Genomic DNA, 23646 nt, shown 5'->3' on the forward strand with positions numbered 1-23646 from the left:
GTGCGCATTATATATGGTGAAAGTCATAACGTTGCGCACTTCAGGCGTCGGTCTTGCTCGCCGCTTCCAGCAAGGCCAGCAGCAGCTCCTTGCGCCGGCCGTCCGCCTTGCGCGCCAGGGTGGCCAGCTTTTCCAGCTTGCCCCAGACCGGATACAGCATGTGCTCGACCAGATAGCCTTCCAGCCCTTGTAGTTGCTGGCAGAACAGTTCCAGCTTCTCCACCTCTTCCAGTTCCGTCTGGATTTTCACCTTGGCGTTGTCCGTGCAGGCGCGCAGGCAGGCCGCCAGCACGGGGACGGACTCCGTCGTCACGCCATGCTGCTCAGCAAAGGCGGCCGTGAACTGGTCCTGTACGGACTGGTGTTCCTCGTCGACGCTGGCCATGTAGTGCTGCACCAGGGGAAAATAACGCGCATCGAGCAAGCCCAGGCCGAACGTGGCGTAGCTGCCGGGCATGCAATTCTTTTCGCCTTCCGTGTCCGCATAGAATTCGAATTGCTCGATGGCGGCGCGCGCATACGCTTCCAGTTGCGGCTGCAGGGACGCATGGGCGAGGGCGTTGGCAAAGAAGCGGTGCGTGTCGGATTTCGCCAGTCCCTTGATCGGCAGATATTCCTTGACCTTGGCCTTGAGCTTGATCTGGTAGCTTTTTGGAAAACCGTTTTGCAGCAAATGCGTGACGAACGCCAGCGCCTGCGCATACGCGTCTGCCTCTTCCCGGGCAATCGTGATGCTGATTGTGGCAAACACATCGTTGGCGCGGCATTCCAGCAGCGCATTTTTCAGGTGGATGTCGGCATCGGGGAAGGTGCCGCTGCCTTCCTGCAGCATGCGCACGGCCCGTTCGCTGCCCAGTTCGCGCGCGATTTCCAGGAATTTCAGGCCCTTTGACTTGGCGTAGCTGGCGTCGTGGCGCAAGATCATCACCGCGCCATACAGCAGCAGGTCGATCGGCTGCAGTGTCTGTGCATCGGGCGCCGCGCCCGCTTTCAGCGTGTATTCGGTGGCGCGGTAGGCGGACAGCGCGCGGTCATAAAATTGCGGCAGGAAAACGTTTTCCGCCCATTGCGTGATGGCGCGGATGATGTCGGCGCGGTGCCTGGCCAAGGCCTCCGGCTGGGTCTTGTTCAAGGCCTGGATGCGTTCGTATTGGGCGATGCTCCAGGCCACGTCGAGTTGCGGGAACAGCTGCGGGTCGAGCAGGTGGCGTGCCAGGAAGAACGTTTCCAGCGGCTGCGTCGGATGCTTGCCATGCGTGAGCTTTTGCCCAATGTACGCGTGTATGTTTTCCAGCAAGGCCTGGCGTTTATCCTCGTTGACGTATTCCAGCAACGTCAGGTGCAGTTTGCCCTGCGCCGTCTGGAACTTGCCGCGGCAGGTGAAGCGGTAGTCGATCATCGGCGTGTCCACCAGCGGCGCCAGGCGGGCCTGTACCACGGCCGTCAGTTGTGGCACGACACCGTCGCGCATTTGCGCATCGTCAAGGCGCGCCGCCGTGCCGGGGCGCGCGTCGTCGTCGAAGTCCAGGTCGATATCGTCGGCGATCGCGCGCCCTGGCTTGTAGTCGAGCATGAAGTCATTGAAAATGCCCGCTTGCAAGGTCGTGCGTTTGACGGATTGCTCCAGGTCGTTGCGCTGCAGGCGTTCATCGAACCAGGCGTGGATGGCCGCCGTCATTTCCTGTGTTACCAGCTCTACAAGAGTACTCATCAGTGTCGTCGTCTTTCCTTGCGCGTGACGGCGCCACCGGCTGCCGTCGCGGTCATGTTTAATAAAAGCACTATTTTAGGTGGCCGGGCCTGGCCGCAACAAGGGCCGCACGGGCATCAGGAGGGGGCAGTGAGGAAGCGCGCGTCGATCTCATCGGATTGCGGGCCCACGGTGATCGTCGTGTGCCAGCCGGACGGCTTGTCGTTGCCGTCAAACAAGGCGATGCGCGTGTGGACGAACAGCACCGTATATACGCCCGATTTCATGTCGCGATTCAAGTCCCAGTGCATCAGTTCGATGGCTTCGCCCATGCGCGGCAGATGGGCGCCCGACGGCAGCAGGATGTTCTGGTTGATGAATTCCCGGCTCGGGCCCGGTTCCTTGTGGCGCGGATCGATGTAGCGGAACGAGACGCTGGTAACGATGTTGCTCATGCATGGCTCCTGCCTGGTGATGTACCTGATGACAATAGCACAGGGGAGGGCCGATGCGTGCGCTGCACGGCCCCAGGCAGCTGCGCGGTCAAATATGTACGGTAACAGACGGTATTTGACAGGCCCTCGCGCTACGCTTGCTTCTTGATCATTGAGATTGCCAGAAACGTCATGATGCATTTATTCCTAGCGGAAAATCGCGCCAAAGTGGAGTGTACGCACAGTGGGGTGCACGGCCATGCCCTATGACATCCTGCGCGACAGCATCGCGCTCGAACCGGCGGGCGACGCCATCCGCTTCCATCTGAGCGTCTTCGGCGTGGAAAAGACTTGTCGCATCACCGTGACGGCATTGCGCAGCCTGGACCAGGGCCAGGGCGGCGACTGGCTGCTCATCTTCGACACCCACCGCCTGCGCATCGGCCAGCGCGCCTTCGCTTATCTGAGCCGCGATCTGCTGGTCAGCAGCGTGGTCTTGCGGGCGCTCGATTTTTAGTTGGCTCCCTGGGCCAGCCAGTCGCGCGGCGACAAGCCGCTGTATGCGCGGAAGGCACGGGTGAAGGCCGGCTGGCTGGCATAGCCCACTTCCAGCGCGACATCCTGCACCAGCCGGCCTTGCTGGAGCAGCGCCTGGGCGCGCAGCATGCGCTGGCCCGTCAGGTATTCGGCCGGCGGACAACCGATGACGGCGTGAAACTGGCGCGCGAAGCGGCTGCGCGACATGCCGCACAGCGTCGCCAGCGATGCCACCGTCCAGTGGTGCCCGGGATGGTCGCGCATGGCCGTCATGGCGTTGGCGAGGGCGGCATCGGACGGGCCGAGCATGCATGCGGCCGACATCAGATGCTTGGCCAGCGCATGGCGCAGCAACTGGACGATCAGCACGTCGCACAGGCGGTTGAGCACCAGTTTCTGCCCCAGTCCGCCATGTTGCGCCTCGTCGAACAGCAGATCGAGCAGGCCAGCCATGGCCGGCAGTTGCGCCAGCGGCAGCTGCAGGTACGGCGGCAGGCTGTCGATCACGGCCCCGTCGTCGCCGGGCAGATGCACGGTCGCGCATAGCAGCCGCGCCGTGCCGGCACCCGTGTCCAGGCCATGCGCCTGCGGGCGCGGGTAAAGAATCAGCGTGGGCGCATCAATGCGCAGCCGGGTGCCGTCTGCGTGGACGAAGGTCACCGGCCCTTCGCGCACCAGGTGCAGATGGCCCCTTCCCGGTTGCGCGGGGAAGTGGTTGCTGCCGCAAAACGTTCCCTCAAAGAAAGTGTCGGCTGAAAAGCCAAATTGCAGCAACAAGGCAGATAAGCGATCCATGGAAATTATAAAAAGACGATAAGATATAAATTGTATCCCATCAGCAACAAATGTTTCCATTATTATCGCTATGATGGCGCCTTGATGTTTGTTCTTGCATGGAGTGCGAAAATGGCATTGTCCAACTTGAAGATCGGCACCCGCCTGTATCTGGCCTTTGGCGCCGTCGTCGCCTTGCTGGCGATACTGGTCGCGTCTGCGCAAGCGAATTTTTCCCGCCTGGGTGAGGCCAATGGACTGAATATCCACACGTACGAGGTCATGGGGGAGGCCAATGCCCTGCTCGAAAGCCTGATCAATATCGAAACCGGCGAGCGCGGCTTTGCCCTGACCGGCGAGGATAGCTCTCTGGAACCGCTGGCAAGCGGCCAGCGCGGCTTACCGAGCACTTGCAAAAGATCCGCGCCTTGACTGCCGACAATCCTGCCCAGCTGGACCGGCTGAAGGCATTGGAAGGTGCTCAGCAGCAATGGCTGGCGACGGCAGCGTCCGCCGTAGCCGTCAAGGGCGGCGCGGTGGTGTCCGAAGTGGTGCAGACCATGGGCTCGATCAATGACTCCTCGCGCAAGATTGCCCATATCATCGGTGTGATCGACGGCATCGCCTTCCAGACGAATATCCTGGCCTTGAATGCCGCCGTGGAGGCCGCCCGCGCCGGCGAACAGGGACGCGGTTTTGCCGTGGTGGCCACGGAAGTGCGCAACCTGGCCCAGCGTTCGGCCAGCGCCGCCAGGGAAATCAAGGGCTTGATCGACGATTCCGTGGACAAGGTGGGCGCGGGCAGCAAGCTGGTCGACCAGGCCGGTGCCACCATGCAGGACGTGGTTGATAGCGTGCAGCGCCTGAGCGCCATCATCGGCGAGATTACGGATGCGAGCGAAGAGCAGCGCCTCGGCATCGAGCAGGTGAATGAAGCCATCAGCCAGATGGACCAGGTGACGCAGCAGAATGCGGCCCTGGTCGAAGAAGCGGCGGCCGCGGCCAATGCCATGCAGGATCAGGCGGCGCAGCTGTCGCACGCCGTGCAAGTGTTTCGCCTGAAGGATGCGCCGCACACCACCCAGGCCGGCGCGGCGCGGCCAGCAGGGCGTCGGCCCCTGGCCTTGACCATGGGCGGCTAGCCTCCGGCACTGTGGCCCCGCAGGCGGCGTATGGTATTTCCGCACAGATCGTCAAGTAAATGCAGGTATGGCTGGACGGAAATGTTACATCTGGGTATTCTGCGCATCTGATACTTATTTCTATACAGAAAAAGGTAACAGGGCGGTTCGTGCCAGCGGCAACGCGGCTCGCACGGCCAGGCAAGGTCGGGCATGCAAAGGTGAAGTCGTCCGCTTGCTGAGCGAAACGGTCGTGTTTCGGCTCGCGACGGGCAGGGAAACAGTGCTGTCATCTTTAAAATAGTAGGAGAGGTTGCTCATGGATGCAGAAAAGGATGTTGTGTACGGTACAGAAGATTTGTTGATGAGTTTGTGCAACTCGGTGGTTCGGGTGCTCAACGTTGCAACGCAAAGTAGAGTCAATTATTCAGGCATGGTGCAGCGCATTACCAAGACCGGCCTGAAGCCGGACATCGGTTGCTTCGTGATGTTCGATGGTGGTTTCACGGGCCTGGTGGTGCTCAATTTTGCCGCCGATACGGCGATGGAAATCTACGAGCGCTACATGTTGCACATGGGTATGCCGAAGTCGGAACTGGCCAATTTCTACACGTCGGACGAAGTGTCGAACATCATGGGCGAGCTGATGAACCAGATCGTGGGCGACTTCACGGGCAAGGTGCGGCGCGAACTGCAAACGAACATCACCCAGAGCCAGCCGAAGATGCTGGTGTTGAACAAGCAGGTGATGCTCAGCGTCGACACGCCGCTGGACCGCCCGGAAATGCGTCGCGTTACCTTCTACACGGAAAAGAACAATATTTTCTATCTGGAACTGGCGATCGACCGTACCGAGTTCATCAAGTTGCACGATTTCGATTCGCGCGAAGTCGATGCCGACTCGCTGATGGATACGGAATACGCGAACCGCGAACGCGACGCCGGCCCGGCGCCGGCAGTGGAACCGGAAGACGACGACAACGCCGACCTGCTCAAGTCCCTGGGCATGTAAGCAGCGGTGTCTGAACGTGGCCGGCGGCATGTTTGCCGCCGGCCGCTGCCGTTTACTGCCGACAAGGCTGTGCTCCGGCCTCGTCCCTGCAAGATAACTTCCCCTGTGGTAACGTCAATGTTTCCATGCGGCGCATGCCGACCATGCCGCTCTGCTGGCTGTCATCGAGCGACCAGTATTCAAGCGCATACACATAACTGCCATCGATGATGGTCAGCGTTTCCTTCTGGCGGCCGTTGGGGGCCTTGTAATACAGGCGCCGCGCGGGCTTGCCATCGACCGTCTGCTTGAATGACTGCGACGAAATCGTGACGCGCTTGCCCGTCTTGCCCGCCATCGACATCGCCGTGATCGTCAGGTAGGCCCTGTCCGGACAGCGCGCCAGCAGGTGCGCGCCGCTCAGCACGGCAGGCTGCGCCCGATCCAGCGGGAAGCCATACGCTTGCACGCCGACGATATCCAGGCATTCCATCTGCCGCGCCAGGGCCGTCAGCGCGGCCGGGTCGAGCGCACTGGCGTAGTGTTTTTCTTCGGCCTGCGCCTGTCCCAGCGCCCAGCGGCGCTCCAGCTCGGCCAGCGAAATGTCGCTGGACACGGGCAGCGGCGCGGGCGCGTCGGGGTTGGCCGCGCTCGATGTTTCCGCCTGCATGCGCGAGGCGACAGAGTGGCTGCTCCCGGCTGTGCCATCGAGGGCGTGGGCGAATGACGTGGCGCAGGCGAGGGCCATGGCCAGCGATAAGGCCGTGTGTTTCAGCATGAAATCTCCTGCAATTTGCTACAAGTGGCAGGCATTGTGTCTCGGATTGCCTGCGCATGCGCGTTCCTTGCGCCTTCCTTCCCTTTAATGTGCGGCCATCGCCGACGCAATCTCGATCGAACTCAGCTTCCAGCCCCACACGCCATGGCGCTGCAGGACCAGCGCGCCTTCCTGCGCATTGCCCTCCTTGGCGCGCACGACGAAGGTGTTCACGCCGGCATAGCCTGCCGAATAGTCGGCCTTTTTCTGCGTGCCATCGACCGGGGCATCCGCACTTGCATCGGCTCCCGCTTGCGGGCTGACGGCGCTCTTGTTGACCAGTGCCACCACGCCGGCGGGCGAGACCATGGTGTCGACCATCTTGCCCAGCATGGCGCTGGCGATCGACTGGCCCAGGGCGGCCAGCGGGTTGCCGCTGCCGGCGGTCGCCTCGATGCTGCGGGCCATGCTGGCCTCCAGCTGCGTCTTGACGCTGGCGCGCAGGGCGGGGAAGTCCACGTGCCCGGCCAGGGCGTCGGCATTGCGCTCGGCCAGGGCGGTCTTGATCTGGTGCAAGGCGTAGTACGGCGAAGCGTAGGCGGTGACGGCGACGGCAATGACGGCCACGGTCGCCGCGATGGTGATTTTTTTCAAGAGATGCCTGTGAGCTAGAGGGGTAGAAACGGATGCCACGCAGGGTATCCGCTAAATGGAATCGCGGCAATCATATTTTCTTGCCATCAGTATTTCTCCGCATTTACTCAGGGTGCTCCTGCTGGACCACTATGGAGTGGAAGAGGGTGGGTGCTGTATAATGGGAGAAAAGTATTTAACTAGCTGTTTTAACTGAATAAAGACCCAATATCACATGCTATCTACAGCAAATATTACGATGCAGTTTGGCGCCAAGCCATTGTTTGAGAATATCTCCGTCAAGTTCGGCGACGGAAACCGCTATGGCTTGATCGGCGCCAACGGCTGCGGCAAGTCGACGTTCATGAAGATCCTGGGCGGCGACCTGGACCCATCGGGCGGCAACGTCATGCTCGACACCAACGAGCGCCTGGGCAAGCTGCGCCAGGACCAGTTCGCGTTTGAAGACATGCGCGTACTCGACGTGGTCATGATGGGCCACACGGAAATGTGGGCCGCCATCCAGCAACGCGACGCCATCTACGCGAACCCGGAAGCGACCGACGACGACTACATGCAGGCGGCCGATCTGGAAGGCAAAGTGTCCGAATACGACGGCTACACGGCCGAATCGCGCGCGGGCGAACTGCTGCTGGGCGCCGGTGTCGCCATCGAGCTGCATCAAGGTCCGATGAGCAATGTCTCGCCAGGCTGGAAGCTGCGCGTGCTGCTGGCGCAGGCGCTGTTCTCGAATCCGGACATCCTGCTGCTCGACGAGCCGACGAATAACCTGGACATCAACACGATTCGCTGGCTGGAAGACGTGCTCAACGAGCGCAACTCCACCATGATCATCATTTCCCATGATCGCCACTTCCTGAACCAGGTCTGCACCCACGTGGCCGACATGGATTACGGTACCCTGAAGATTTACCCGGGTAACTACGACGAATACATGTTCGCCTCGACCCAGGCGCGCAACCAGCAGCTGGCCAACAACGCGAAAGCGAAAGACAAGGTTGCCGAGCTGCAGGAATTCGTGCGCCGCTTCGCCGCGAATAAATCCAAGGCGCGCCAGGCGACATCGCGCGCCAAGCAGATCGAAAAGATCAAGGTCGACGACATCAAGCCATCGTCGCGCGCCTATCCGTTCGTGCGTTTCGACGGCGAAAAGAAATTGCACCGCCTGGCCGTGGAAGTGGAAAACATCACCAAGGGCTTTGATCGCACCCTGTTCAAGAATTTCAGCATCATGGTCGAAGCGGGCGAGCGCATCGCCATCATCGGCGCCAACGGCGCCGGCAAGACCACCATGCTGCGTTGCATCGCGGGCGACATCGCCGGCCTGCAGCCGGACCAGGGCCGCGTGAAGTGGGCGGAAAACGCGAATGTCGGCTACATGCCGCAAGACCCGACGGAAGATTTCGCCAAGGACACGAACCTGACCGACTGGATCGGCCAGTGGACGAAAGAGGGCGACGACGACCAGGCCGTGCGTTCCATTCTGGGCCGCCTGCTGTTCGGCGGCGACGATGTCAAGAAGGCCGTCAAGGTGCTGTCCGGTGGTGAAAAGGGCCGCATGATGTACGGCAAGCTGATGCTGGGCCGCCACAACGTGCTGATGCTCGATGAGCCGACCAACCACATGGACATGGAATCGATCGAATCCTTGAACATCGCGCTGGAAAAATACGCGGGCACCCTGATCTTCGTGTCGCATGACCGTGAGTTCGTTTCCTCGCTGGCGAACCGCATCATCGAGATCAAGGAAGACGGCATTGTCGATTACAACGGCAATTACGAAGATTACTTGAAGAGCCAGGGTATCGATTAATTTATAGGCTAACGTTGCGTCGGATTACGCGCTGTGCGCTAATCCGACCTACGTCAGGGTGAGTTACCCGGGTTGCTTGCGTAGGTCGCGTAGGTCGGATTAGCGTAGCGTAATCCGACAATGCAAGCCAGCGTTGCCAACCGCCAGCCACCCAGCACCACACCGACGCGCCGCGGTCCTTTCGTTCCGGCGCACCAGCTTCATTGCGTTCGTGCCGGTCTATCCCGTTTTTGTTTGACACAGCCATGCAAACTTTAGCCATCAAATCCGTCGAGTATGAACACCCACAAGACGGAGCCAGCTGCACTGCCCACGCCTGGGCACGCACGCCAGCGACGCCGTCCCCGGCTGAAAAAGCCGAACTGATCACGCGCATCAAGCGCCTGCTGATCGAGCGCGAAGCCGTGCTCGTTGCCCACTATTACGTTGATGCCGACCTGCAAGACCTGGCCGAAGCCACGGGCGGCTGCGTCTCCGATTCCCTGGAAATGGCCCGCTTCGGGCGCGACCATCCGGCCAAGACCCTGGTCGTGGCCGGCGTGCGTTTCATGGGCGAAACGGCGAAAATCCTCAGTCCCGAGAAAACCGTCTTGATGCCCGACCTCGACGCGACCTGTTCGCTCGACCTCGGCTGCCCGGTGGACGAATTCACGGCCTTCTGCGATGCCCATCCCGACCGTACTGTCGTCGTCTACGCCAACACCAGCGCGGCCGTCAAGGCGCGCGCCGACTGGATGGTGACGTCGTCGATCGGCCTCGACATCGTTGCCCACCTGCATGCGCAGGGCAAGAAAATCCTATGGGCACCCGATAAACACCTGGGTTCGTATATCCAGAAGGAAACGGGCGCCGACATGCTGCTGTGGCAGGGTAGTTGCCTCGTGCACGACGAATTCAAGGGCATCGAACTCGATCTGCTCAAGGAAGAGTATCCGCAAGCCAAGGTGCTCGTGCATCCGGAGTCGCCCGCCAACGTGGTGGCGCTGGCCGACATGGTCGGCTCCACGTCGCAAATGATTGCGGCAGCGCAAACCATGGACACGGACACGTTTATTGTCGCCACCGACAACGGCATCCTGCACAAGATGCGCGCGGCCGCGCCGGGCAAGCGTTTCATCGAAGCGCCCACGGCCGGCAACAGCGCCACCTGCAAAAGCTGCGCGCACTGCCCGTGGATGGCCATGAATGGCTTGCTGAACCTGGCGCAAACGCTGGAAAACATGCACAACGAAATCCACGTCGATCCCGCCGTCGGCCAGCTGGCCGTGCGCTCGATCAAGCGCATGCTCGACTTCGCCGCCGCCAGGAAGGCGGGCTTGCAGCCGGGCGCCGACCTGGCTAAAGAAACTAAATTGTTCCAAGGAATCGGTCCAGCATGAGTACCCTCGTCAATTCTTTCGCTCCTTTCGATCCTGCCCTGGCGCGCGCGTTCGAGGGCAATCTGCTGGCCGCCTTGCTGGAAGACGTGGGCCAATGCGACCTGACGGGCGAACTGGTGCCGCCCGACCACATCGTCACGGCGCGTGTCATCGTGCGCGAAGCAGCCGTGCTGTGTGGCGCGCCGTGGTTCGAAGGCATCATGAAAAGCCTGGACCGCAGCATCGATATCGCCTGGCATTATGCCGAAGGCGACATGATGACGGCCGACAGCGTCGTCTGCACGATTCAGGCGCCGGCGCGCGCCTTGCTCACGGCCGAGCGCAGCGCGCTCAATTTCCTGCAACTGCTGTCGGCCGTGGCCACGGCCACGCGCCGGTATGTGGACGTGGTCGCCGGCACCAGGGCGTCCATTTTAGATACGCGCAAGACCTTGCCTGGCTTGCGCCTGGCGCAAAAGTATGCGGTGCGCGTCGGCGGCGGCAAGAACCAGCGCCTGGCCCTGTACGATGGCATCCTGATCAAGGAAAACCATATCGCGGCCGCCGGTGGCGTCAGCCAGGCCCTGGAAAACGCGCGCAACCTCGACGCGGGCGTGCCCGTGCAGATCGAGGTGGAAACCCTGGCGCAATTGCGCGAAGCGCTCGATGCGGGTGCCGTCTCCGTGCTGCTCGATAACTTCAGCAACGACATGCTGCGCGACGCCGTGTCCGTCACCAACGGCCGCGCCTTGCTGGAAGCGTCGGGCGGCATCAATGCCGACACCGTGCGGGCGATTGCCGAAACGGGCGTGGACCGCATCTCGATCGGCAGCCTGACGAAGGACGTGCGGGCCACCGATTACTCCTTGCGCATCGTCGGCTGATGAAAGGAGCAGGGCGGCGCCTGCTAACTTTGGCGCTGCTGTGGCCCGCGCTGCTTGTGCCATCGCAGGCGCCAGCCCGGGAACTGCTGGCCGTGGGCGCGCAGTTCGAGCGCGTGTTCGAATACCAGGACGGTGGCGAGTATGGCGGACTGGGCGCGGAACTGCTGCGGCTGATGGCGGCGCGCACGGGTAACACCGTGCGTTTTCGCATGGTGCCGTGGGCGCGCGCGCAAGCCATGCTGGTGCAGGGCCAGGCCGATATTCTGATCGGCCCCTACAAGACGCCCGAGCGCATCGCCAGCATGGGCTTTTCCGACAAGCCGTTCTACCAGGACCAGATGGTCTTTTATACGCGCCAGGATGCCAGTTTCGGCTGGGATGGCGACTACGCGGCGCTGAAGAACCGCAGGGTGGTGCTGCTCAATGGCTGGGCGTATGGCGCGGACTGGGAGCGCGTGCGGCCTGGCTTGCAGGTCAGTGTGGCCAATAATGTGGAAAATGGCTTGAAGATGCTGGTGCACAACCACGTCGACGTGTTCATCAGCAACCGCCGCAATACCGACCCCGTCGTTGCCCGCCTGGGCTACGGTCGCCAGGTGAAACCTTTGCCCAAGGTCATCGACATACAAAACGGCTATTTCGCCTTCCCCCGCTCGCCCACCTTCGACAAGCTGCGCCTGCAGTTCGACCAGGAACTGAACAGCCTGATCGACAGCGGCGAACTAAAAAAGCTGGGCAAGCGCTACGACGTCGGCGTGCCCTGATACTGGCTATTTTCGGCGCGTTTGACGCACCTCAAGCATTCGGCAGGGCCAGGTTCTACCCTGAAAGCAGGCAGCACAACACTGCCCATCACGCCGAGGGGGAATGCCATGGAGACGCGCCGCATCAAGCAACTGATCTGCACCGGTTTCGCCATCGCGCTGGCTGCGGCCCTGTTTGCCTGCGGGGGCGGCCATCACCACCACCCGCCGGCCGCGAGCGCCTATGCGGCCACCAGCCTGGTGTCGGACACGCCCGCCTTGCCGGCCGCGCACACGGATGCCAACCTCGTCAACGCCTGGGGCGTGGCCTTCAATCCACGCGGTTTCGTCTGGGTGGTGGCGAATGGCACGGCGAAGTCCACCTTGTACGATGGCAACGGCGTGCCGCAATCGCTGGTGGTCAGCACGCCGCCAGCGCCGACCGGCATCGTGTTCAACGGCACGCAGGATTTCAAGCTGAGCCAGAACGGCGTGACGGCACCCAGTCCCTTCATCTTCGCCAGCGAAAGCGGCAGCATTTCCGCCTGGTCGCCCACGGTCAGCCCGACGACGGCCATGGTCGTGTTCGACGGCAGCGCGGGCGGCAGCGTCTACAAGGGCCTGGCCATCGCGCGCTATGCGAACGCCAATTATCTGTATGCGACCGATTTCCACAACGGACGCGTCGACGTCTTTGATGCCAGCTTCGCCAAAGTCGCCTTGCCCGGCGCGTTCAGCGACCCCAGCTTGCCGGCCGGCTATGCACCGTTCGGTATCCAGGCCATCGGCGAGCGCATCTACGTCGCGTACGCGAAGCGGGAAGCCAGCGGTGACGATGAAGAGGCTGGCGCCGGCCTCGGTATCGTCAATGTGTATGACACGGGCGGCACGCTGATCAAGCGGCTGGTGAGCGGCGGCGCGCTGAATGCGCCCTGGGGCATGGCGCTGGCGCCGGCCGGTTTCGGCACGGCCAGCAATATGTTGTTGATAGGTAATTTTGGTGATGGCAAGATCAATGTCTATGACACTGACACGGGCACCGCCGCTGGCGCGCTGCTCAAGACGGATGGCACGCCGCTGGTGATCGATGGCTTGTGGGGCATCGCCTTCGGCAATGGTCTCAACAGCCAGCCCGTCAATACGCTGTTCTATGCGGCCGGGCCCGATGACGAGACGCATGGGCAATACGGGCGCATCGATTTGAAGTAGAAGGAACATCCCCGTGCGCCCGCAGGGCGGCACGGGGCGGGCGATCCTTACAGCTGGCGCGCCTCAAACGTATTGCACTGTGAAATCTGGCCGCTCTCGATACCCTTGCTGAACCAGCGCACGCGCTGTTCCGAGGTGCCGTGCGTAAACGAGTCGGGCACGACATGGCCTTGCGACTGGCGCTGCAGCGCATCGTCACCGATGGCCGTGGCCGCTTTCAGGGCCGCTTCCACATCGCCCTGTTCCAGGATCTTGCGGTCCTGGTTCGCGTGGAATGCCCATACACCGGCAAAGCAGTCGGCCTGCAATTCCAGGCGCACGGACATGGCGTTGGCCTGGCGCTCCGATTGCGTGCGGCGCGCCTTGTCGACCTTCTCGGACAAGCCCAGCAGGTTTTGCACGTGGTGGCCCACTTCATGCGCAATCACATACGCTTGCGCAAATTCGCCCGAGACCTTGAAGCGCTGCTGCATCAGCTTGAAGAAATCGAGGTCCAGGTAGACTTTCTGGTCGCCGGGGCAATAAAAGGGTCCGCTGGCGCTCTGGCCCGTGCCGCAGGCTGTGGGGATGCTGCCCGAAAACAGCGACAGCTTGGGGCGTACATAGGTGCCGCCTTCGGCCTTGAACAGGGCATCCCACGTGTCTTCCGTATCGGCCAGCACGGTTTTCACGAAGCGGGCCATCTCGTCCGATTCGGGTGGCTGGCGCGCGGGCGACTGGCTTTGCTGGGTGCTGACCTGGCCGCCACCACCGCTGAGCAGATTCAGCAAGGTCAGGGGATTGACGCCCAGCACATACGAGCCGACGAGGGCGATGACGATGGTGCCGATGCCGATCGAGCGCCCGCCAAAGCCAAAGCCTCCCCCACCGCCGCCGCCGCCGTCACCTTCGCCACGGTGGTCTTCCACATTGTCGCTTTCGCGATTGCCTTGCCATTTCATGATCTTTACTCCTGCTGCGATTGATTGTGACGCCTCAATATGCTGCTTGAGGCGAATCTTGTTATTATCGCAGTAAACCGCGCCGCGACAGGGGCGACAATGTTACCCTTTGCAACTTTCCAACTACATCACAACAGGTGCACGCATGGCGCTTGCCAACGATACACGCATTTCTCCCACCGCAGTGGTCCAGGCCCAACTGGACGCCTACAATGCCCACGACGTGCCCGCCTTGCTGGCCATCTATGCCGATGACGCACAGCAATTCCAGCACCCCGATAGCTTGCTGGCCCAGGGCGGTGCGCAGATCGGCCCCCGTTTCACGGCCCGTTTCGCGGCCAGCCGGCCACAGGCGCAGTTGCTCAACCGCATTGCCTGCGGCAAGCTGGTGATCGACCATGAAATCGTCCATGGGGACACGCCGGACGGTGTTTCCGCGCAGGAACTGGTGGCGACCTATGAGGTGGAGCGGGGCCGCATCAGCCGCGCCTGGTTCAGCTTTGGCGCCCTGACCAGCCTGCGCGTGGCGCTGCCGGCCGATGTGGCCGCCATGAATGCGCTGATCGCCCGCTCCGGCATGGCACTGAGCGCGGGCTTTTATACGCTGGAACAGGCCGAGGCCGTGACGCGCCACGTGTTCGGCGTCGATACGCAGCTCGTTGCCGACCGCACGTATTTCGTCATCGAGCGCGACGGCGCCATGCTGGCCTGCGGCGGCTGGAGCCAGCGCGCCACCCTGTACGGCGCCGACCGCGCGAAGAGCGGGCCGGACCCGCTGCTCGACCCGGCCAGCCAGCCTGGCCGCATCCGCGCCTTTTTTGTCGAGCCAAGCGCCGCGCGCCAGGGCCTGGGCAGTATGCTGATGCGCCACTGCGAACGCCAGGCGCTGGCCGCCGGTTTCACGGCACTGGAACTGGCCGCCACCTTGCCCGGCGTGCCGCTGTACCTGGCCAGCGGTTTTGCCGTCACGGAAGATTTTCACCTCGACTTGCCCGATGACATCAAACTGCCGCTGGCGCGCATGCACAAGCGGCTGTAAGGCTGCTTACCAGGGCAACGGCGCCTTTTCACCGTTGGCGTGCTCGCCGTAATACAGCGATGGTAAAAAGCGCGACAGATAGGTAAATTCGCTGTAGCAATGGCGCAGCAGGTTCAGGCCCAGCACGTCGGGCACCTCGCGCACGGGGTCGAGGCTGTTGCGGCCCAGCAAGAAGCGGCTGCGCAGCACGCAGCCCGTGGGCGTGTCGCGTGTCAGGTGCAGCATTTCGCCGTCGAGCGGATCACCCTGCGGGTCCAGTTGCACGTGCTCGCCGAAGCCGATGCGCGCGCAGATGGCGGCCGACAGGGCGCCGCTGTCCCTGGCCTGCTGCAGTTGTGCCGGATCAAATACTTCCTTCGGATCATGGAACTTCAGCTTGGCTTTCACGGGCGGAATGTCGCCCAAGGATTCCACCGCCTCGATCGAAGCGCCGTAATAACTTTCTCCCTTTTTCCACGCGCTGTTCCAGCCGTGATGGGCCACGTGGTCGTGCGGGTGCCACCACTTGATGTGCTGCGTCGTCTCGAAAAATGTAAACCACCAGTCCAGCATGCGGCCGCTGCAGCCGTGCAGTTCCGTGCGCGCCGCCACCAGCAGGCAGCCGTCGGGCAGGCGCGTGATGCCCGTTTCCAGGTGCAGCGGGAACGGGTCGAGCAAGTCGCCTGTGTTGGCGATGCTCCATGGGAATTCAATATGCGTCATGTCGTTCTCCTTTGTTGGGGTGAAACAATTATATATTAAAGAAACGTATATCGTTTCCTAAATATGTTTCGGTGTAGAATTGCCCATCGATCAAGCTTGGAGCCGGCATGCAGGAAGAAGAGAGCAAGGCTGTGCGTGGACGGGGCCGTCCGGCGCGCCCGCCCGAGGAAGCGCGCGAGGCGGCCGTGCATGCGGCCACCTGGCTGCTGCTGCACGAAGGCTATGCGGCCACGACCATGGAAGCGGTGGCGCGCCACGCGGGCATGGCAAAAAAGTCGCTGTATCAATATGCGGCCAACCGCGAGGAACTGGTCGCCCTGGTGGTGCGCGGCTGGACGGATGCCTTCCTGCCGGCGATGGCGCATGATGCGGCCGCGCCTGGCGAAGTGCTGCCATTATTGAAGGAGATCTTGCAGACGATGGCGGCGCGCGTGCTGACGGTGGATGCCGTCGGGCTGTTTCGCCTGCTGTGCACGGAGTTTCCCGCCCGCGCCGATTTGCTGGCCGTGTATCAGCGCAACGGCATCGAGCGGGGCACGGCCTTGCTGGCCGAGTGGTTACAGCGCCAGGCCGCGCGCGGCCATCTGGTGCTGCAGGATGGGCCAGAGTTGGCTGGCTTGCTGCTGGCCATGGTGATCGCCGAGCCGCTGCGGCAGATGGCGCTGGGCTTGCTGGCGCCCGTGCCGGCCTGGGATGCCGCTTCCCGCATCGATGCGGCGCTGCGATTGCTGGGCGGCCAGTCGTTCAAGGTGGCTGGTGCTTCAGCGCTTCGCGGTAGCTGAGCGGCGATAGTTTCTGCCGGTGCTCCGTGGCAAAAGCGAGCACCTCTGCCGGCGCGTGGCGCGCGTAATCGCGCAAGGCCCAGCCGATGGCCTTGCGGATGAAAAACTCGTCTTCATGCGCCAGCGCCAGCGCCGCATCGAACAGCCAGCCGGCATCCGTGTCGGCGCGCCAGCCCAGCTGGTGCAGCATGGCGATGCGGCGCAGCCAGAAGTTCTCGTGGCGCAAGGCCGCGTCCATGTGCGCATGGCCGTCGCCGCCGCGCCGGTGTTCCTCCTGCAGCATGTCGCCGACGATGGCCGCCATGCCGTCGACGCTGTCCCACCATGCGCGCTGGCGCGCCAGGCCAAGCAGGGCGGGGAGGTGAGCGATGTTCAGCTGACGCCGGTGCATGTCCAGCATGTCGAGCGCCACGTGCTGGTATTCGCGCTGCGGCTGCTGCCACAGCAGTTGTGCATGTTCCAGCAGCATTTCGGCCCCCACGCCTTGCAAGCCCGCCAGCAGGGCCTTCGCAGCCAGCCGCCGCTGCGGCGCCGCCACGCCCAGGAACACGAACTGGTCGCGCATATACGCCTGCATGGGCGCCGCGCGGCCCGGTTCGGCAGCCGCTTCGAGCGCGATTTTTAATTCCTCATGTAGATTCATGGCATCTCCAGGCGTAAAAAAAGCGCCCCAGGGAGCGCTTTTTCATGCCGATCCAATATTATTGAATCTTGGCCTTCTTCATCAACTCATCGCGGTAGGCGGCGAGTTTCTTCTGTTGCAGCGACTCGGCCACCTGGCCCTTGACTTCTTCCAGTGATGGCAGCTTCGTCGGACGGGTTTCTTCCAGCTTGATCACGTGGAAGCCGAATTGCGATTGCACGGGCGTTTGCGTGATCTGGCCTGGTTTCAGGGCGACCATGGCGTCGGAGAATGGCTTCACGTACGAAGCCGGGCTAGCCCAGTCCAGGTCGCCGCCATTGGCTGCGGAACCATCTTTCGATACTTTCGCCAGTTCTTCGAACTTGGCGCCGCCTTTCAGCTTGGCGATGATGTCTTTCGCTTCCGCTTCGGTGGCCACCAGGATGTGGCGTGCATGGTATTCCTTGTCGCCCGCTTGTGCCTTGAACTTGTCGTATTCGGCCTTGATTTCAGCGTCCTTGACAGGGTTCTTCTTGACGTAGTCGGCCAGCAGGGCGTTGATGATGATGCTTTGACGGGCATTGTCGATCTGCGACTTGACTTCCGCACGCGTGCCGTAGCCTTGCTTGTCGGCTTCCTGGATCAGCACTTCACGGCCGATCAGGTCTTTCTTGATGGCTTCGCGCAATTGCGGCGAATCGGCTTGCTTGCCTTGGGCGACGACTTGCTTGACGACCTGGTCGACGCGCGACGATGGAATGGCCTTGCCATTCACGGTGGCGACGTTTTGCGCGAACGCAGGGATCGCGACGACGGCGACCAGGGCTAAGATCAGGCGGGCTGGCTTCAAAATCATGTTCATTCCTAATAAGTATACAAAAAACCGGTACAAAAGATCGCGACTGCCGTGCAGTGCGCATTCAGGCGCAGAATACACGACCGGCGCCGAAAAGGGCGCCGGGGAGGTCAGTTCTTACTGAACTTTCGCTTTTTTGATCATTTCTTCCTGATACGCTTGCAGTTTCTTTTGCTGCAGCGCTTCGGCGATCTGTGGCTTGACTTCTTCCAGGGTCGGCAGCTTGGCCGCGCGGGTGTCGTCCAGCTTGATCACGTGGAAACCGTTAGGCGTTTGCACCGGGGTGTCGGTGACTTGCCCTTTTTGCAGCTTCACGAAGGCGTCGGAGAACACTTTCGGGAAGGACGAAGGGGCTGCCCAGTCCAGGTCGCCGCCATTGTCGGCCGAACCGGCATCTTTCGATTGCTTGGCCAGGTCTTCGAACTTGGCGCCGCCTTTCAGCTTGGCGATGATGTCTTTCGCTTCGGCTTCGGTGGCCACCAGGATGTGGCGTACATGGTATTCCTTGTCGCCCGTCTGCGCCACGAAGCGGTCGTACTCGGCCTTGATTTCAGCGTCGTTGACGGGATTCTTTTTCAGGTAGTCGCCGACCAGGGCGTTGATGACGATGGCCTGACGTGCATTCTCGATTTGCTGCTTGACGGCTGCATCTTTACCGAAACCTTTGTTTTCCGCTTCTTGCATCAGCACTTCACGGCCGATCAAGTCCTTCTTGATCATTTCGCGCAATTGCGGCGAATCCGGTTGCTGACCTTGGGCGACGACTTGCTTGACGACTGCATCAACGCGCGACGATGGAATAGGCTTGCCATTAACAACGGCAACATTTTGCGCAAAAACAGGTACCGCGACAACGGCGAGTAGTGCGATCAGCAAGCGGGCTGGCTTAAAAGTCATTATTAAATCCTGTTAGGGAAAGTTTCGTAAAAAACGCATGGAAGAAATCCATGACATGGCTCGGGTACGCCAAAACGCCATCCTTACACTACTTCGGACGGCGCCAGGGCCACAATCGCCAATGCATGTATCTCATTATGCATCATATCGTGCACGGAATCATACACCAGTCGATGGCGCATGACGAGCCTGAGCCCCTCAAATTGACTAGAAATAATGCGTAGATTGTAATGACCTCCGCCCGAGGCGGCGCCCGCATGGCCCCGGTGGCGCGCCGAGTCGTCTTCCAGCACGCATTCCAGAGGGGAAAGTGCCGTTTCCAGGCGGGTACGAATGCGCTGCATGCGCGTTGTCGTGTCGTTCGTCATCATGCGTCTTCCTTGATATGTTTGGCCAGGAACAGGGTTTGCGCCACGATGAAGGCAAAGAAGATGCCCGTCGCGCCAAACGCTTTAAAACTGACCCAGGCGGCCATGTCGCCCTTGTACAGCACGAAGGCGACGAACAGGTTCAGCGCGCCGATGGCGCCAAAGAAAATGATCCATGCCGCCAGCAACTGGTTCCAGACGGCATCAGGCAATTGCACTTGCGCTTCCATGGTCTTGCGGATCAGGTTTTTCTTGAAACCCACGTGAGCGATCAGCAGGGCCAGGCCGGACAGCCAGTAGATCAGGGTCGGCTTCCATTTCAGGAAGAAATCGTCATGCAGGTAAATGCTGGCGCCGCCGAACACGACAAAGATGAACAGCGACAGCCACAGCATGCCGTCGACCTTGCGCCCGCGCAGCAGCAGATAGCTGACCTGGCAGGCGGTGGCGACGATGCCGACGAGGGTGGCGAGTATCCACGGCGCTTGGTCAGCCTTGATCAGGCCGCCGGACACGAAGCCGGATAAATATTGCTGCACGAAATCGTGCGTGGCCGCTTCATACATGCCGCCCAGTTTAAAGGCGGCGAAGAAGGCGATCAGGGGGAATAGGTCGAATAGAAATTTCATGGCGAGACTTTACACTGGTCTTATTAAAATCATCTTAGGAATGGCTTAGGAGCAACCGTGGCGCTCCCAGGCTATACCGGTGTCTCAAGGCTGCGGATCGAAGCGCAGCGAGGCCGAATTGATGCAATAGCGCAAGCCGGTCGGCGGCGGGCCGTCCGGGAAGACGTGGCCCAGGTGGGCGTCGCAGACGGCGCAGACGATTTCCGTGCGCAGCATGCCGTGGGTACGGTCGACGATTTCCGTCACGTTGGCCGGGTCCAGCGCCTGGAAATAGCTGGGCCAGCCGCAGCCCGAGTCGAATTTCGTGTCCGACGCGAACAAGGGCGTGTTGCAGCAGACGCAGGTGTAGATGCCGTGTGCATGGTGGTCCCAGAACTTGCCCGTGAAGGCCCGTTCCGTGGCCGCGTGGCGCGTGACTTCGTATTGCATCGAGTCGAGCATGGCGCGCCATTCGGCGTCGGTTTTTTTGACTTTATTCGTGGTCATGGTAGTACCTCAGGATGAGCAACTGACTTCAAGGTGGCTGGCCCAGTCGGGCGGCAGGGCCGCATAGTGCTGGTGTTCGGGCTGTTCGTCAAATGGCTTTTGCAATATTTCCAGCAATTTCGCCACTTCCGTGTAGTCCTGCTGCTGCGCTTTCTCGATGGCCACCTGCGCCAGGTAGTTGCGCAGCACGTATTTCGGGTTGACGCCGTTCATGGCGGCTTGCCGTTCGGCATCGACGCTATGCTCCTGCAACAGGCGGGCGCGGTACTGAGTCGCCCAGGCGTCGAAGGCGGGGCGGTCGATGAACAGGTCGCGCAGCGCCGTGTCGTGTTCGGGCGCGGCCACTCGCAGTGTAGACAAGGCGCGGAAGAAGTTGGTGAAATCCACGTGATTGGCTTGCATCAGCGCGAACATGCTGTCGAACAGCGTCGTATCGTCGTCCTGGCTCGTCTGCAAGCCCAGCTTGGCGCGCAGCAAGGCATTCATCTTCTCCGCAAAGGCGGGTTGGTAGCTGTCCAGCGCCGCCTGCGCCAGTTCCACTTCACCGATCAGCGGCAGCAGGGCCTGGCCCAGCGCATAGCAGTTCCAGTGGCCCACCTGCGGCTGGTTGGCGTAGGAATAGCGACCCTGCTGGTCCGTATGGTTGCAGATGTGTTCCGCGTCAAACGCTTCCATGAAGCCGAAGGGGCCGTAATCGAGCGTCAATCCCAAGATCGACATATTGTCCGTATTCATCACGCCATGCATGAAGCCCACGGCTTGCCATTGCGCGATCATGTGCGCCGTGCGCACGCAGACCTCGGCCAGCAAGGCTTGATACGGATTTGATGCGGCGCGCAAATGGGGATAGAAGCCGTCGATGACGTAATCGGCGAGGATTTTCAGCTCATCCGGTTTCTTGCGGTAAAACCAGTGTTCGAACGAGCCGAAGCGCACGAAACTGGGCGCCATGCGCGTGACGACGGCCGCCGTTTCCACCGTTTCGCGCAGGATGCCTTGCTGCGAACCCATGATGGACAGCGCGCGCGAGGTGGGAATGCCCAGCGCCGCCATGGCTTCCGAGCACAGGAATTCGCGGATGGACGAGCGCAGCACGGCGCGTCCGTCGCCCATGCGCGAATACGGCGTGGCGCCGGCGCCTTTCAGCTGCAGCTCCATCGGACCGCTTGCTGTGGCGATATCGCCCAGCAAGATGGCGCGGCCATCGCCCAGCTGGCCGGCCCAGACGCCGAACTGGTGGCCCGAATACACGGCCGACAGGGGCAGCGAGCGCTCGGCCACGGTATTGCCGATCAGCAGCTCCACAAAGCCGGGTTCGGCCAGGCGCGCGGCATCGAGGCCGATCAGGCTGGCCGCCGGCGCGCTGGCGGCGACAAAGTAGGGCGCGGGCAGGGGCGTGGGCATCAGCCGCGTATAGAACGCGGGTGGCAAGGCCGCAAAGGCATTGTCCAGTGGTAAGGTATGAGCGGTGATGGCAATTCCATTCAAGTAGATGCGCCGGCAAGGTGCGCCAGGCTGGAACCCGATTTTACCGCACGGCGCGCAGGTCCGTACGGGACGCCGGCACTGCAAAAAACGGAATCAAAAATTCCATGCTGCATTGCAATATCGAAATGCGTTGACGATTTCCGCACGACCGTACGAAACTAGGGAAAATCTTTAAATTCCTACAATAACCGAGTAGCCACCCCAGGAGACACGATGTCGGCATTTCCCTTGAGTCCAGTGATGGGCCAGATGATGAATCAGCCTCTGCTGATTTCCAGCATTATCGAGTTTGCAGCGCGTCATTATGCAGGCAGCGAAATCATTTCGCGGCGGGTGGAGGGCGATATGCACCGCTACACCTACCGCGATTGCCACCAGCGCGCGCGTCGCCTGGCCAATGCCCTGCATGGCCTCGGCGTCGGTATGGGCGACCGGGTTGCCACCCTGGCCTGGAATGGCTACCGCCACCTGGAAGCCTACTATGCCGTGTCCGGCTCGGGTGCCGTGCTGCACACCATCAATCCGCGCCTGTTTCCCGACCAGATCGCCTATATCTCGAATCACGCGGAGGACCAGGTCCTGCTGTTCGACCTGACCTTTTTGCCCATGGTGGAAAAGATCGCCGCCGACTGCACCTTTGTGCGCCATTTCGTCCTGATGTGCGACCGCGACCGGATGCCCGCCAGCAGCAGCATCCCCGACCTGCTGTGCTATGAAGATCTCATCGCCACGCATTCCGACGAGTACACGTGGCCCCTGTTCGACGAGAATGCGGCCGCCACCCTGTGCTATACGTCCGGCACGACGGGCAATCCCAAGGGCGCCCTGTATTCGCACCGTTCGACCGTGCTGCACGCGTATGCCTCGGCCATGCCTAGCGGCCTGAACGTGCGCGCTTCCGATACCGTGCTGCCCGTCGTGCCCATGTTCCACGTGAATGCCTGGGGCTTGCCGTATTCCGTGCCCCTGTCCGGCGCGCGCATGGTCTTTCCCGGCGCGGCGCTCGATGGCAAGTCGCTGTATGAATTGTTCGAGGCGGAAAAAGTGACGTTCTCGGCCGGCGTGCCCACCGTCTGGCTGGGCTTGCTGAACCATGCGCTGCAGAATGACTTGAAATTTTCCAGCTTCCGCCGCACGGTGATCGGCGGCGCCGCTTGCCCGCCGGCCATGATGGATACCCTGATCGACAAGTTCGACATCGAAGTCATCCACGCCTGGGGCATGACGGAAATGTCGCCGCTGGGCACGGCGGGCGGCTTGCAGACCAAGCACCTGGACTTGCCGAAGGACGAACAGCGCAAGATCCTGCAAAAGCAGGGCCATGCGATCTACGGCGTGGACATGAAGATCGTTGACGACGACGGCAAGGAATTGCCGTGGGATGGCATCAGTTACGGCCATTTGCTGGTGAAAGGGCCGTGGATCATCTCGTCGTATTACAAGAACGAGGGCGGCGACGTGTTGCAGGATGGCTGGTTCCCCACGGGCGACGTGGCCACCATCGACGCGGATGGCTACATGCAGATCACGGACCGCAGCAAGGACGTGATCAAGTCCGGCGGCGAGTGGATCGGCACCATCGACCTGGAAAACCTGGCCATGGCGCATCCGGCCGTGCTGCAGGCGGCCTGCATCGGCGTATTCCACCCGAAATGGGATGAGCGCCCCGTACTCGTCGTGGTGTTGCGCCCCGGCATGACGGTCACGCGCGAGGTTTTATTGCAGTTCTTCGAGGGCAAGATCGCCAAGTGGTGGACGCCCGACGACGTGCTGTTCATCGACGCCTTGCCCATGGGCGCGACGGGCAAGATCCAGAAGAACAAGCTACGCGAGCAGTTCAAGGGGCACCAGTTGCCGGGGATGTAAACCAG

25 protein-coding genes and 1 pseudogene are annotated in these 23646 nt (G+C 61.6%); 12 read left to right on the top strand and 14 right to left on the bottom strand.

The features are described 5' to 3' along the window. Nucleotides 1–40 precede the first annotated feature (40 nt). Nucleotides 41–1711, bottom strand: coding sequence for a DUF6138 family protein (locus K0F86_RS10495; RefSeq protein WP_219134339.1), 1671 nt, complete (start codon nucleotides 1709–1711; stop codon nucleotides 41–43). A gap of 116 nt (nucleotides 1712–1827) precedes the next feature. Further along, a complete protein-coding gene (locus K0F86_RS10500; protein ID WP_219134340.1) occupies nucleotides 1828–2145 on the bottom strand; it encodes a hypothetical protein in 318 nt (105 codons plus the stop codon). Between the two features lie 238 nt (nucleotides 2146–2383). Here K0F86_RS10500 and K0F86_RS10505 point away from each other — a divergent pair, with 238 nt between their 5' ends. After that, entirely contained in the window at nucleotides 2384–2641 is a 258-nt protein-coding gene (locus K0F86_RS10505; protein WP_219134341.1) for a DUF1488 family protein, read from the top strand. Here K0F86_RS10505 and K0F86_RS10510 read toward each other — a convergent pair. Further along, nucleotides 2638–3456, bottom strand: coding sequence for an AraC family transcriptional regulator (locus tag K0F86_RS10510; protein ID WP_219134342.1), 819 nt, complete (start codon nucleotides 3454–3456; stop codon nucleotides 2638–2640). The two genes, K0F86_RS10505 and K0F86_RS10510, sit on opposite strands and share 4 nt — an antisense overlap. A gap of 261 nt (nucleotides 3457–3717) precedes the next feature. Here K0F86_RS10510 and K0F86_RS27925 point away from each other — a divergent pair. From K0F86_RS27925 to K0F86_RS10520, 3 genes and pseudogenes are all read left to right on the top strand, one after another. Continuing rightward, nucleotides 3718–3902, top strand: a pseudogene (locus tag K0F86_RS27925) (CHASE3 domain-containing protein); the annotation flags it as partial. 84 nt (nucleotides 3903–3986) lie between these two features. Beyond that, on the top strand, nucleotides 3987–4577 hold the full coding sequence (locus tag K0F86_RS27930) for a methyl-accepting chemotaxis protein (protein WP_374197279.1): 591 nt from the start codon (nucleotides 3987–3989) through the stop codon (nucleotides 4575–4577). Between the two features lie 298 nt (nucleotides 4578–4875). Then, nucleotides 4876–5568 carry a DUF3334 family protein gene (locus tag K0F86_RS10520; RefSeq protein WP_219134343.1) on the top strand — a complete coding sequence of 231 codons (693 nt, stop codon included), beginning with the start codon at nucleotides 4876–4878 and terminating at the stop codon, nucleotides 5566–5568. Between the two features lie 52 nt (nucleotides 5569–5620). Here K0F86_RS10520 and K0F86_RS10525 read toward each other — a convergent pair whose 3' ends face one another. Continuing rightward, nucleotides 5621–6325: a hypothetical protein gene (locus K0F86_RS10525; RefSeq protein ID WP_219134344.1), complete on the bottom strand. Its 705-nt coding sequence runs from the start codon at nucleotides 6323–6325 to the stop codon at nucleotides 5621–5623. Between the two features lie 84 nt (nucleotides 6326–6409). Then, nucleotides 6410–6958, bottom strand: a complete 549-nt coding sequence (locus tag K0F86_RS10530) for a DUF2939 domain-containing protein (protein ID WP_219134345.1) — start codon at nucleotides 6956–6958, stop codon at nucleotides 6410–6412. A gap of 214 nt (nucleotides 6959–7172) precedes the next feature. Here K0F86_RS10530 and K0F86_RS10535 point away from each other — a divergent pair, with 214 nt between their 5' ends. From K0F86_RS10535 to K0F86_RS10555, 5 genes are all read left to right on the top strand, one after another. Then, nucleotides 7173–8771 (top strand): ABC-F family ATPase, encoded by a 1599-nt coding sequence (locus tag K0F86_RS10535; RefSeq protein ID WP_219134346.1) that lies wholly within the window; start codon nucleotides 7173–7175, stop codon nucleotides 8769–8771. A gap of 245 nt (nucleotides 8772–9016) precedes the next feature. Then, nucleotides 9017–10150 carry a quinolinate synthase NadA gene (gene nadA, locus K0F86_RS10540; protein ID WP_219134347.1) on the top strand — a complete coding sequence of 378 codons (1134 nt, stop codon included), beginning with the start codon at nucleotides 9017–9019 and terminating at the stop codon, nucleotides 10148–10150. After that, nucleotides 10147–11013: a carboxylating nicotinate-nucleotide diphosphorylase gene (nadC, locus tag K0F86_RS10545; protein WP_219134348.1), complete on the top strand. Its 867-nt coding sequence runs from the start codon at nucleotides 10147–10149 to the stop codon at nucleotides 11011–11013. The genes nadA and nadC overlap by 4 nt, the downstream gene beginning before the upstream one ends. Next, a complete protein-coding gene (locus K0F86_RS10550) occupies nucleotides 11013–11777 on the top strand; it encodes an ABC transporter substrate-binding protein (protein WP_219134349.1) in 765 nt (254 codons plus the stop codon). Before nadC ends, K0F86_RS10550 begins: the two co-directional genes overlap by 1 nt. A gap of 108 nt (nucleotides 11778–11885) precedes the next feature. Continuing rightward, complete coding sequence (locus K0F86_RS10555) at nucleotides 11886–12965, top strand: TIGR03118 family protein (protein WP_219134350.1); 1080 nt, start codon at nucleotides 11886–11888, stop codon at nucleotides 12963–12965. Nucleotides 12966–13012: 47 nt separating this feature from the next. On the opposite strand, the gene K0F86_RS10560 is transcribed toward K0F86_RS10555, so the two are convergent. After that, nucleotides 13013–13906: a neutral zinc metallopeptidase gene (locus tag K0F86_RS10560; protein WP_219134351.1), complete on the bottom strand. Its 894-nt coding sequence runs from the start codon at nucleotides 13904–13906 to the stop codon at nucleotides 13013–13015. A gap of 145 nt (nucleotides 13907–14051) precedes the next feature. On the opposite strand from K0F86_RS10560, the gene K0F86_RS27470 reads away from it, so the two are divergent. After that, a complete protein-coding gene (locus K0F86_RS27470) occupies nucleotides 14052–14945 on the top strand; it encodes a GNAT family N-acetyltransferase (RefSeq protein ID WP_257572089.1) in 894 nt (297 codons plus the stop codon). A gap of 6 nt (nucleotides 14946–14951) precedes the next feature. On the opposite strand, the gene K0F86_RS10575 is transcribed toward K0F86_RS27470, so the two are convergent. Then, nucleotides 14952–15647: a DAPG hydrolase family protein gene (locus tag K0F86_RS10575; RefSeq protein ID WP_219134352.1), complete on the bottom strand. Its 696-nt coding sequence runs from the start codon at nucleotides 15645–15647 to the stop codon at nucleotides 14952–14954. Between the two features lie 107 nt (nucleotides 15648–15754). Between K0F86_RS10575 and K0F86_RS10580 the strand changes: the two genes are divergently transcribed. Next, nucleotides 15755–16429, top strand: coding sequence for a TetR/AcrR family transcriptional regulator (locus K0F86_RS10580; protein ID WP_219134353.1), 675 nt, complete (start codon nucleotides 15755–15757; stop codon nucleotides 16427–16429). Here K0F86_RS10580 and K0F86_RS10585 read toward each other — a convergent pair. The 7 genes from K0F86_RS10585 to K0F86_RS10615 all read right to left on the bottom strand — a co-directional run bounded on the left by K0F86_RS10585 (nucleotide 16392) and on the right by K0F86_RS10615 (nucleotide 21775). Next, nucleotides 16392–17072, bottom strand: a complete 681-nt coding sequence (locus tag K0F86_RS10585) for a DNA alkylation repair protein (RefSeq protein ID WP_219134354.1) — start codon at nucleotides 17070–17072, stop codon at nucleotides 16392–16394. The genes K0F86_RS10580 and K0F86_RS10585 overlap by 38 nt on opposite strands. 58 nt (nucleotides 17073–17130) lie before the next feature. Next, complete coding sequence (locus tag K0F86_RS10590) at nucleotides 17131–17907, bottom strand: peptidyl-prolyl cis-trans isomerase (RefSeq protein ID WP_219134355.1); 777 nt, start codon at nucleotides 17905–17907, stop codon at nucleotides 17131–17133. A gap of 117 nt (nucleotides 17908–18024) precedes the next feature. Continuing rightward, nucleotides 18025–18804, bottom strand: a complete 780-nt coding sequence (locus K0F86_RS10595; protein WP_077404793.1) for a peptidyl-prolyl cis-trans isomerase — start codon at nucleotides 18802–18804, stop codon at nucleotides 18025–18027. Between the two features lie 83 nt (nucleotides 18805–18887). After that, nucleotides 18888–19175 (bottom strand): BolA family transcriptional regulator, encoded by a 288-nt coding sequence (locus K0F86_RS10600; protein WP_099763678.1) that lies wholly within the window; start codon nucleotides 19173–19175, stop codon nucleotides 18888–18890. Next, nucleotides 19172–19801: a septation protein A gene (locus K0F86_RS10605; RefSeq protein WP_046682773.1), complete on the bottom strand. Its 630-nt coding sequence runs from the start codon at nucleotides 19799–19801 to the stop codon at nucleotides 19172–19174. Before K0F86_RS10605 ends, K0F86_RS10600 begins: the two co-directional genes overlap by 4 nt. 84 nt (nucleotides 19802–19885) lie before the next feature. Next, nucleotides 19886–20287 (bottom strand): peptide-methionine (R)-S-oxide reductase MsrB, encoded by a 402-nt coding sequence (gene msrB, locus K0F86_RS10610; protein WP_096235562.1) that lies wholly within the window; start codon nucleotides 20285–20287, stop codon nucleotides 19886–19888. 9 nt (nucleotides 20288–20296) lie between these two features. Then, nucleotides 20297–21775: a YdiU family protein gene (locus tag K0F86_RS10615; protein WP_257572090.1), complete on the bottom strand. Its 1479-nt coding sequence runs from the start codon at nucleotides 21773–21775 to the stop codon at nucleotides 20297–20299. A gap of 213 nt (nucleotides 21776–21988) precedes the next feature. Here K0F86_RS10615 and K0F86_RS10620 point away from each other — a divergent pair, with 213 nt between their 5' ends. Then, on the top strand, nucleotides 21989–23641 hold the full coding sequence (locus tag K0F86_RS10620) for a 3-(methylthio)propionyl-CoA ligase (RefSeq protein ID WP_306823192.1): 1653 nt from the start codon (nucleotides 21989–21991) through the stop codon (nucleotides 23639–23641). Nucleotides 23642–23646 lie beyond the last annotated feature (5 nt).

Source organism: Janthinobacterium sp. UMAB-60, from assembly GCF_900095235.1.
GTDB lineage: Bacteria > Pseudomonadota > Gammaproteobacteria > Burkholderiales > Burkholderiaceae_D > Janthinobacterium.

Bases quoted from the DNA above. Each gene is read 5' to 3' on its own strand.
- K0F86_RS10560 (WP_219134351.1), bottom strand. From the start codon at position 13,906: ATGAAATGGCAAGGCAATCGCGAAAGCGACAATGTGGAAGACCACCGT.
- K0F86_RS10525 (WP_219134344.1), bottom strand. From the start codon at position 6,325: ATGCTGAAACACACGGCCTTATCGCTGGCCATGGCCCTCGCCTGCGCC.
- K0F86_RS10555 (WP_219134350.1), top strand. From the start codon at position 11,886: ATGGAGACGCGCCGCATCAAGCAACTGATCTGCACCGGTTTCGCCATC.
- K0F86_RS10575 (WP_219134352.1), bottom strand. From the start codon at position 15,647: ATGACGCATATTGAATTCCCATGGAGCATCGCCAACACAGGCGACTTG.
- K0F86_RS10620 (WP_306823192.1), top strand. From the start codon at position 21,989: ATGTCGGCATTTCCCTTGAGTCCAGTGATGGGCCAGATGATGAATCAG.
- K0F86_RS10600 (WP_099763678.1), bottom strand. From the start codon at position 19,175: ATGATGACGAACGACACGACAACGCGCATGCAGCGCATTCGTACCCGC.
- msrB (WP_096235562.1), bottom strand. From the start codon at position 20,287: ATGACCACGAATAAAGTCAAAAAAACCGACGCCGAATGGCGCGCCATG.
- nadA (WP_219134347.1), top strand. From the start codon at position 9,017: ATGCAAACTTTAGCCATCAAATCCGTCGAGTATGAACACCCACAAGAC.
- nadC (WP_219134348.1), top strand. From the start codon at position 10,147: ATGAGTACCCTCGTCAATTCTTTCGCTCCTTTCGATCCTGCCCTGGCG.
- K0F86_RS10605 (WP_046682773.1), bottom strand. From the start codon at position 19,801: ATGAAATTTCTATTCGACCTATTCCCCCTGATCGCCTTCTTCGCCGCC.
- K0F86_RS10510 (WP_219134342.1), bottom strand. From the start codon at position 3,456: ATGGATCGCTTATCTGCCTTGTTGCTGCAATTTGGCTTTTCAGCCGAC.
- K0F86_RS27470 (WP_257572089.1), top strand. From the start codon at position 14,052: ATGGCGCTTGCCAACGATACACGCATTTCTCCCACCGCAGTGGTCCAG.
- K0F86_RS10580 (WP_219134353.1), top strand. From the start codon at position 15,755: ATGCAGGAAGAAGAGAGCAAGGCTGTGCGTGGACGGGGCCGTCCGGCG.
- K0F86_RS10535 (WP_219134346.1), top strand. From the start codon at position 7,173: ATGCTATCTACAGCAAATATTACGATGCAGTTTGGCGCCAAGCCATTG.
- K0F86_RS10495 (WP_219134339.1), bottom strand. From the start codon at position 1,711: ATGAGTACTCTTGTAGAGCTGGTAACACAGGAAATGACGGCGGCCATC.
- K0F86_RS10500 (WP_219134340.1), bottom strand. From the start codon at position 2,145: ATGAGCAACATCGTTACCAGCGTCTCGTTCCGCTACATCGATCCGCGC.
- K0F86_RS10590 (WP_219134355.1), bottom strand. From the start codon at position 17,907: ATGATTTTGAAGCCAGCCCGCCTGATCTTAGCCCTGGTCGCCGTCGTC.
- K0F86_RS10595 (WP_077404793.1), bottom strand. From the start codon at position 18,804: ATGACTTTTAAGCCAGCCCGCTTGCTGATCGCACTACTCGCCGTTGTC.
- K0F86_RS10520 (WP_219134343.1), top strand. From the start codon at position 4,876: ATGGATGCAGAAAAGGATGTTGTGTACGGTACAGAAGATTTGTTGATG.
- K0F86_RS10550 (WP_219134349.1), top strand. From the start codon at position 11,013: ATGAAAGGAGCAGGGCGGCGCCTGCTAACTTTGGCGCTGCTGTGGCCC.
- K0F86_RS10585 (WP_219134354.1), bottom strand. From the start codon at position 17,072: ATGAATCTACATGAGGAATTAAAAATCGCGCTCGAAGCGGCTGCCGAA.
- K0F86_RS10505 (WP_219134341.1), top strand. From the start codon at position 2,384: ATGCCCTATGACATCCTGCGCGACAGCATCGCGCTCGAACCGGCGGGC.